At 64.8% G+C, this 7,951-nt stretch carries 7 protein-coding genes; 5 read left to right on the forward strand and 2 right to left on the reverse strand.

Features of this window, described 5'->3' with window-relative positions:
• The first annotated feature begins 6 nt into the window (after positions 1 to 6).
• Complete coding sequence (locus BH95_RS03375) at positions 7 to 1,197, forward strand: lipase family protein (protein ID WP_020111733.1); 1,191 nt, start codon at positions 7 to 9, stop codon at positions 1,195 to 1,197.
• A gap of 5 nt (positions 1,198 to 1,202) precedes the next feature.
• On the opposite strand, the gene BH95_RS03380 is transcribed toward BH95_RS03375, so the two are convergent.
• Together BH95_RS03380 and BH95_RS03385 are read right to left on the reverse strand one after the other, a co-directional pair.
• Positions 1,203 to 2,387, reverse strand: a complete 1,185-nt coding sequence (locus BH95_RS03380; RefSeq protein WP_020111734.1) for a PP2C family protein-serine/threonine phosphatase — start codon at positions 2,385 to 2,387, stop codon at positions 1,203 to 1,205.
• On the reverse strand, positions 2,384 to 3,184 hold the full coding sequence (locus BH95_RS03385; protein WP_019664833.1) for an alpha/beta fold hydrolase: 801 nt from the start codon (positions 3,182 to 3,184) through the stop codon (positions 2,384 to 2,386). The genes BH95_RS03380 and BH95_RS03385 overlap by 4 nt, the downstream gene beginning before the upstream one ends.
• A 35-nt stretch (positions 3,185 to 3,219) precedes the next feature.
• Between BH95_RS03385 and BH95_RS03390 the strand changes: the two genes are divergently transcribed.
• The 4 genes from BH95_RS03390 to BH95_RS03405 all read left to right on the forward strand — a co-directional run bounded on the left by BH95_RS03390 (position 3,220) and on the right by BH95_RS03405 (position 7,891).
• Positions 3,220 to 4,134 (forward strand): aldose 1-epimerase family protein, encoded by a 915-nt coding sequence (locus BH95_RS03390; RefSeq protein ID WP_037158200.1) that lies wholly within the window; start codon positions 3,220 to 3,222, stop codon positions 4,132 to 4,134.
• Between the two features lie 28 nt (positions 4,135 to 4,162).
• The gene (locus BH95_RS03395) at positions 4,163 to 5,182 is read left to right on the forward strand and encodes an LLM class flavin-dependent oxidoreductase (protein ID WP_019664835.1); all 1,020 of its coding nucleotides are present in this window, start codon (positions 4,163 to 4,165) and stop codon (positions 5,180 to 5,182) included.
• 166 nt (positions 5,183 to 5,348) lie between these two features.
• Entirely contained in the window at positions 5,349 to 6,446 is a 1,098-nt protein-coding gene (locus tag BH95_RS03400) for a ferredoxin reductase (protein WP_167336891.1), read from the forward strand.
• Between the two features lie 20 nt (positions 6,447 to 6,466).
• Positions 6,467 to 7,891, forward strand: coding sequence for a fatty acid desaturase family protein (locus BH95_RS03405; RefSeq protein ID WP_037180954.1), 1,425 nt, complete (start codon positions 6,467 to 6,469; stop codon positions 7,889 to 7,891).
• Positions 7,892 to 7,951: the final 60 nt, after the last annotated feature.

Raw genomic sequence — 7,951 nt, forward strand, 5'->3', positions numbered from 1 at the left:
TGACCGATGATCCGTGGAGCGCTCCGTGCACGAGCAATCGCCGCTGCACTCGTCGGCGTCCTTGCACTGGCGGGGTGTTCGAGCTCGTCCGGTGACGGACCGAACGACGACGCCACGGCGACGGACGGGTCACCGGGTCGGTTGTTGGCCGAGCCGGTCGAGTTCCTGGGGTATCCCGCGCTGGCGGACCTGACCGGCACGTCGGTATCGGTGCGTTATGCCTCGACGTCCGGTATAGACGGCTCCCCCACCGAGGTCACGGGAGTAGTGTTCGCGCCCAAAGGAACTCCGCCCGAGGGCGGGTGGCCGATAGCATCCATCGGACATGCAACGACCGGGGTGAACAGTCGATGCGCCCCGTCGACCCGTATCGGCCTGCTGGGCAGCCTCACGACGATCATTCCGTTCCTGTCCAACGGGTATGCCGTCACGATGACCGACTACCAGGGCCTCGGCACCTCGGAAGTGCACCCGTACCTGGAGCCGACGACGGCCGGTTACAACATCATCGACGCGGTGCGCGCGGCGCGGGAGGTGCTGCCGGAGAGTTCCACAGACTGGGTGGGGTACGGGGTGTCCCAGGGAGGGCAGGCCGTGTGGTCGGCCAACGAACTGTCCGACGACTACGGCCAGGGCCTCCAACTGCTCGGCACGGTGAGCATGTCCCCCGCCACCGACCTGACCGGGTTGGTGGACGAGATGCAGAACGGCACCTTGACCACCGCCCAGATCGCGGCTCTGCCGTCCATCCTGAGCGGTATCGCAGCCAAACATCCCGAACTCGAAACGAGCGACTACCTGCACGGAGTGCTCGAACGCAGAAGCGACGCGTTTCTCACCTGCCTCGGCGAGAACTCCGCACTGCAGTCCACTCTGGCCGACTCCGTTGTTCCCGCCGACTACGCTCCGGTGTCCCCGCAGGCAGCGGACCGGTTACGGACGTGGCTCGCCGAGTACAGCATTCCGAAAGGGCCCGCGCCCCAGCCGATGTTCGTCGGTTACGGTGACCAGGATCAGCTCGTGGCACCGCAGTGGACGATCGATGCCGTCCGCCGGGGATGCGCCATGGGCGATGTCATCGAAGTGCAGGTTGCAGCCAACCAGGGCCACGGCATCCTGAATCTCGGTGCACTACCGGCACAATGGCTCGACGGACGTGCGGCAGGCACTCCGCCGCCGAACAACTGCGGCGGTTGATGCCGCTACGCCAGGGGCTTCGGCGGCAACCCGAAGGACAGTATCGCGGTGTCGTCGGACAGCCCTTCGCCGAAGCCCGTCAACAGTTCTCGGAGATCGTCGACGAAGTCGAGGGGTGATGCGGGCGATCGGGCGGTGGCGAACTCCAGCAGTGCGCCCTCGTCGTCGTAGCGTTTCCGTCCCACTCCGGTCCGAGCCTCGGTCAGGCCGTCCGTGTACAGCACGAGTGTGTCCCCCGGCAGTAACTGCACGCGCAGCGACACGAACCGCGGCGCGGGGAGGATGCCGACCAGCTGGCCGCCGGTGGTGTCGAGATAGCTCGCGGTGCCGTCCGCTCGCATCAGCAGCGCAGGTGGGTGCCCGCCGCTGGCGAGTTCGACGTCGAGCCGGCCTTCGCGCACGGTCATGACGCCGAAGATCACGGTGCAGAATCGCGAGTCCTCGTGGCCGAATTCGTGGAGCAGAAGCGAATTGAGGTTGTGCAACACCTCGACCGGGTCCTGGGCGTACACCGCCGCCGTGCGCAGCGAGTATCGCGTCGCCGACGTGACGACGGCGGCGTCCGACCCCTTCCCACACACGTCTCCGAGGAAGAACCCCCATCGATCGTCGGACAGCGGGAACAGATCGTAGAAATCGCCTCCGACGTCGTCCTGCGACGCGAAGTGGTAGTACGCGGCGGAGTCGACGCCTGCGGGTGGTGACAGCGCAGGCGGCAGCAGCGAGCGTTGCAGTGTGCGTGCGAGCACCTCGACGCGCTCGCGCTCGAGCTCGGCACGCCGTCGTTCGGCGATCAGCTCCCGCTCGTACGCCCGCCGCTCGCCGGCATCGAGAGCGGTGATACGGACCAGAGCAGGAAGCCCGTCGGGTCCGCGACCGATGTTCGCCGTCACGAACATCGGGTGGCGCTCGCCGTCACGGGCTACGAGGTCGAGCGCGACGCTGTCCACCGTTCCGCGGGTGAACAGCAGGGGCACGAAGTGCGTTTCGTAATGGATCCGACCTCCCGCCGTCAACAACTCGGTGAAGCGCAGACCGAGCAGTTCCTCGCGCTCGAATCCGAGCCACCTGGTCAGCGTGGAGTTGACCTTGGCGATGCGGCCGTCCGGCCACGTCGAGAGGTAACCGCACGGTGCGTTCTCGTACAGATCCTCCGCGGATTCGACGAGGAGCGGATCGACGTCGCTCACGTGCGGCCGACGAAGGACAGTATCGCGGCCGCCGTCAGGTCGGGATGGCTCACGTGCGGACAGTGTCCACTGGCGTTCAACGTGATCAGCTCACTGCCGACGATGTTGTCGTGGACGAAGCGGCCGACCTCTCGCGGCGCCAACGCGTCGTGCTCGCACTCGATGACGAGCGTGGGGGTCACGACGCGCCCGAGGTCGGTGCGGTTGTCGGAGAGGAACGTCGCGCGGGCGAACGACCGGGCACAGGATGGATCCGTCCGACAGAACGTGTCGGTGAGTTCGGCCGCCAGTTCGGGACGATCGGGGTTGTCCATGATCATCGGTGCGATCGCTGCGGACCAACCGAGGTAGTTCGCATCGAGCGATTCGAGTAGTTCGTCGATGTCGCCTCGGGTGAAGCCGCCCTGGTAGTCATCGTCGTCGATGTAGCGCGGTGACGGCGTGACCAGGACCAGCTTGTCGAAGAGTTCCGGGCGCTCGGATGCGGCGAGCACCCCGATCATCGACGCGACGGAGTGGCCGACGTACACGACGGGACCGAAATCCAGATCGACGAGAAGATCGACGACGTCCGCTGCGTACGCGTCGAGTCCGGAGTAGTCCTCCTCGTTCCATGCGGCCAGGTCCGATCCGCCCGCCCCGACGTGGTCGAACAACACGACGCGGCAGGTGGAGGCCAACAGCGCGGTCACGCCGCGCCACAGATGCTGGTCGCATCCGAATCCGTGCGCGAGCACGACGGTCGGGCCGTCGGGAACCCCGGTGACCCTCACGTTGTTCTTCACACGCACATCCATCGGCACAGTCTCTCACCTGCTGCTACGTTCGGACGATGGTACCCACGACACCGGAGTCGCAGCCGCCGTCTTCCTCGGGTCCGCGCGGCGCGACATTGACCGGAGACGGCTGGACCGTGACCGTCGCGTCGGTGGGCGCGGAGTTGGTGTCCGTACGAACACCGTCCGGGCGAGAATTGTTGTGGGACGCGGGTCCGCAGTGGCGTCGGCACGCCCCGATCCTGTTCCCGTGCATCGGCCGATCGCCCGGTGATTCGGTCACCGTCGACGGGGTGGCGTATCCGATGCCGCAGCACGGGTTCGCCCGAGACATGGCATTCACACTCACCGCGTCGTCCGACGACACGTGCGAATTCGAGCTCGCCTCCGACGATCGCACTCGCCGTCATTACCCGTTCGATTTCGCGCTGCGGGTCCGTCACCGTGTGCGCGGCAGCGAACTGAGGTCCGACTACAGCATCGTCAACACCGGTTCGCGGATCATGCCCGCGTCCTTCGGGTTGCACACGGCGTTTCTGTGGCCCACCGAACCGGCTGCACGTGAAGCCAGCTCCGTCGTGTTCGCGGAGGCTCAGTCGGACCGTGTCCACCGCGTCGTCGACGGTGTCCCGCTGCCCGAGCCACAGCCGTCTCCGCTGTCGGGGCGAACCTTGGCCCTCTCCGACACACTGTTCGACGCAGGTGCCGTGGTGTTCGAGCGCGTCGCGGGGACCGAGGCCACATACAAGTCCGAAGCGACGGGAACGTTGACGCTGACGTGGGCCGGTTTCGAGCAATTCGCGGTGTGGTCTCCGCCGTCGCGTGCGGGTTTCGTGTGTCTGGAACCGTGGGCGGGGCTGCCCGCTCCGGAGACGTCGAACGGAGAGCTGGGCGCCGGACCGGCGAGTCTGGTGATACCCCCGGGGCAGGAACGCGTGTTCTCCTGCACCGTCGACCTGGACGCGGAATAGTCGCGACAGACGAACAGTTGAAGCAACAATGAAGAAGATCGGGTTCCTTTCCTTCGGCCATTGGACACCGTCGCCCCAGTCGCAGACACGCTCGGCCTCCGACGTTCTGCTGCAATCGATCGATCTGGCGGTCGCCGCCGAGGAGTTGGGTGCCGACGGCGCGTACTACCGCGTCCATCACTTCGCCAACCAGCTTTCGTCGCCGTTTCCGCTTCTCGCCGCCATCGGAGCGAAGACGAGCACCATCGAGATCGGCACCGGCGTCATCGACATGCGGTACGAGAACCCCTTCTACATGACCGAGGACGCAGGGTCTGCGGACCTGATCTCCGGAGGAAGACTGCAGCTCGGCATCAGCCGTGGATCGCCCGAGCAGGTCATCGAGGGGTACAAGTACTTCGGGTATTCCCCGAAGGAGGGATCCGATCATGCCGAGATGGCGCGCGAGCACACCCGCGTCTTCCTGGACTTGCTGGAAGGTAAAGGTTTCGCGCAGCCGAATCCGCGTCCGATGTTCCCGAACCCCCCGGGACTGCTGCGCCTCGAGCCGCATTCCGCGGGACTACGCGAGCGCATCTGGTGGGGTGCGGGCAATCGCGAGACTGCCGAGTGGACGGCACGGCAGGGTATGAACCTGATGAGCTCGACGCTCCTCACCGAGGACACGGGCATTCCGTTCCATCGGTTGCAGGCCGAGCAGATCGAACGGTTCCGCAAGACCTGGGCCGACGCCGGCCACTCGCATCAACCACGAGTTTCCGTCAGCCGCAGCATCTTTCCCATTGTCAGCGATCTCGACCGGGCTTACTTCGGACGTCAGGCCGACGGCCAGGATCAGGTCGGATACATCGACGGCGGCATCGCACGTTTCGGCAAGTCGTACGCAGGCGAGCCCGAGCAGCTGATCGAGGAGCTGGCGGGCGACGAGGCGATCGCGGCAGCCGACACCGTGTTGATCACCGTCCCCAACCAGCTGGGCGTGGACTACTGCGCACATGTCATGGAGGCTCTGCTCCGCGACGTCGCTCCCGCTCTGGGCTGGCGCTGACCGACGATGTTTGAGCCCCGGCCGGACCGGTTACTCGCGTAATCGGCTGCGGGGGCCCGGGCATTCGTATGCCCCCGAAATGAGCCAAACAATTTGAAATACAATTGATTTCGGCTCATTTTGCGGTTTCCCGACACAGACGCGGTGTTGGCGTTACGTTTCAGGTGTGGCAGAGCGGGGGGCCAAGCCCCAGGTATCTTTTGTGCGAAGAACAGCGCTTCGCGCGGTTCGAATGCTGTTCAACCCGTTGAGACCGGACGACTATCTTGCGTTGATCAACCCGTTGTGGACGACGCGGGAACTGCGTGGGCAGGTAGTTCGCGTCGCGCCGGAGGGCTCGGAGGCGGTGTCCGTCTTCATTCGTCCCGGCTTCGAATGGGCTGGTCACGTGCCAGGACAGTACGTCCGGCTCGGTGTTCTCATCGACGGTCGTTACCACTGGCGGGCCTATTCCTTGACGTCCGACCCGGACCCTGTCGACGGTCTGGTCAGCGTCAGTCCCAAACTCGTGCCCGAGGGGACTGTGTCGCCGTATCTCGTCGGCACCATCCGCACAGGCGACATCGTTCGACTCAGTGAGGTCGAGGGCGAGTTCACCCTCCCCGACCCGCTGCCGGAGAAGATGGTCTTCATCAGCGCGGGCAGCGGCATCACGCCGATCATCAGTATGCTGCGCAGCCTCGACCATCACGACCAGGTTCGAGACATCGTGGTGGTTCACTCGGTTCACACCCGCGAGCAGCTCATGTTCGCGGACACCCTCGACGAGCTGGAGGCCAAGCACGACGGCCTCGTCGTGAAGCTGCGCATCACCAGCGACGAAGGCCGCATGAAGGCGACCGAACTGGACGAACTCGTGCCCGACTGGCGAGAACGTGACGCATTCTGCTCCGGCCCGGGTGAGCATCTGGACGATCTGAAGTCCTACTGGAAAGACCAGGGCGATTACGACAGATTCCACCACGAGAGTTTCCAACCGGTCATCGGGGGGAACGCGGAGGAAGGTGAAGGCGGCGTGGTCGCGTTCACCAACAGCCAGAAGAAGGTCGAATGCGACGGTGGAACGACCATTCTCGCGGCCGGTGAGGACGCCGGTCTCGACCTCACCTTCGGGTGCAGGATCGGCATCTGCCACACCTGCGTGGGAACTCTGAAATCCGGACGGATACGGGACCTTCGAAACGGGGACGTCTCCGAACCGACCGGCCAGGCGGTACGCATCTGCGTGAACACAGCGGAAGGCGACATCGAAATCGAGCTTTGACATCTTCTGGGAGGACATAGATGACGATCGACGACGCAACCAGGACCGAACCGGTCAATCCTCTGGCACATCTGAGCGACGAGACCATAGCCGAGCTCGCCAAGGAGTTCGACGCCATTCACGACGAGGTGTACGCGAGCCTCGGCGCCAAGGACCGCAAATACATCACGTCCGTCATCGCAGCTCAACGGCAGTTGTTGGTTGCCGGCAGAGTTCTGCTTCTGGGCTCGACCAGCAAGCCCGCCTGGGTTGCAGGTACCGCGTGCCTCGGGATCGCGAAGATTCTCGAGAACATGGAGATCGGCCACAACGTCATGCACGGTCAGTGGGACTGGATGAACGATCCGGAGATCCATTCGTCCGTGTGGGACTGGGACACCGCGTCGACGGCCCAGTCGTGGAAGCACTCGCACAACTACGTCCATCACACGTACACGAACATTCGTGGCAAGGACAAGGATCTCGGTTACGAGATCATGCGCATCGACCCCAACCAGAAATGGCACCCCGTCTATCTCGCGCAGCCGTTCTACAACGTTCTGCTGATGGCGTTCTTCGAATGGGGAGTCGCGCTGCACGATCTGGACATCGAAGCGATCCGCCGGGGCGAGAAGCCCGTGAAGGAACTGGTCCGCGACCTCAAAGGAATTGCAGGAAAAGCACGCAGGCAGTTCGTCAAGGACTACGTGGGCTGGCCGACCATCAGTGCAGGCGCATTCGCTCTGGCGCAGCTGGCGAGCGGCGGCCGCCTTCGCGAGAGCAAGAAGTCGAGGCTCGCAGCGAAACTCCGTGGCTCCACCCGCTTCGGAAAGTCGAAGAGGACGACCGGTTTCCTCGACTCCCGGTTCAGCGGCGTCGAGAGCACGTTCCTGGCGACCCTGGCCGCGAACTTCACCGCCAACATCCTCAGGAACGTATGGTCGCACGGCATCATCTTCTGCGGTCACTTCCCGGATCAGGCGTACACCTTCAGCCAGGAGGAAGTGGAGAACGAGACACGGGGCGGGTGGTACGTCCGTCAGTTGGTCGGCGCCGCGAACATCGACGGCGGGCCGCTGTTCCACCTGATGAGTGGCAACCTGAGTTACCAGGTCGAGCACCATCTGTACCCGGACATGCCGAGCACCAGGTACTCCGAGGTGTCGCCCAAGATCAAGGACATCTGCGAGCGGTACCAGCTCCCGTACAACACCGGACCGCTCATCCAGCAGTGGACCATGGTGCATCGCACGATCGCGCGTCTCGCGCTACCGGGTGGCAAGGCTCGGCCGAAGCCCGGACCGTACCGACCGGAGGAAGCATGGCGTCGCAAGTTCGACGATGCTCCCTCCGAGAGCGAGGCCGCGCGGTCACGTAGCCGCGTTCCCGCAGGCCATCCGGACGCAGGTCCGGAGCACTCGTCCGGTGGCGTCGACGTCGAGCCGCCGCCCCGCGGCGACGACTGACGGTCTCGATTCAGAGCACACCACGTCGGGCGTCCTCGATTCATGGAACCGAGGACGCCC

Origin of the sequence: Rhodococcoides fascians A44A (assembly GCF_000760735.1) — a bacterium.
Taxonomy (GTDB): Bacteria; Actinomycetota; Actinomycetes; order Mycobacteriales; family Mycobacteriaceae; genus Rhodococcoides; species Rhodococcoides fascians_E.

Coding starts and splice junctions, on each gene's coding strand:
- BH95_RS03385 (WP_019664833.1), bottom strand. CDS start 3,184: ATGGATGTGCGTGTGAAGAACAACGTGAGGGTCACCGGGGTTCCCGAC.
- BH95_RS03375 (WP_020111733.1), top strand. CDS start 7: ATGATCCGTGGAGCGCTCCGTGCACGAGCAATCGCCGCTGCACTCGTC.
- BH95_RS03390 (WP_037158200.1), top strand. CDS start 3,220: ATGGTACCCACGACACCGGAGTCGCAGCCGCCGTCTTCCTCGGGTCCG.
- BH95_RS03395 (WP_019664835.1), top strand. CDS start 4,163: ATGAAGAAGATCGGGTTCCTTTCCTTCGGCCATTGGACACCGTCGCCC.
- BH95_RS03405 (WP_037180954.1), top strand. CDS start 6,467: ATGACGATCGACGACGCAACCAGGACCGAACCGGTCAATCCTCTGGCA.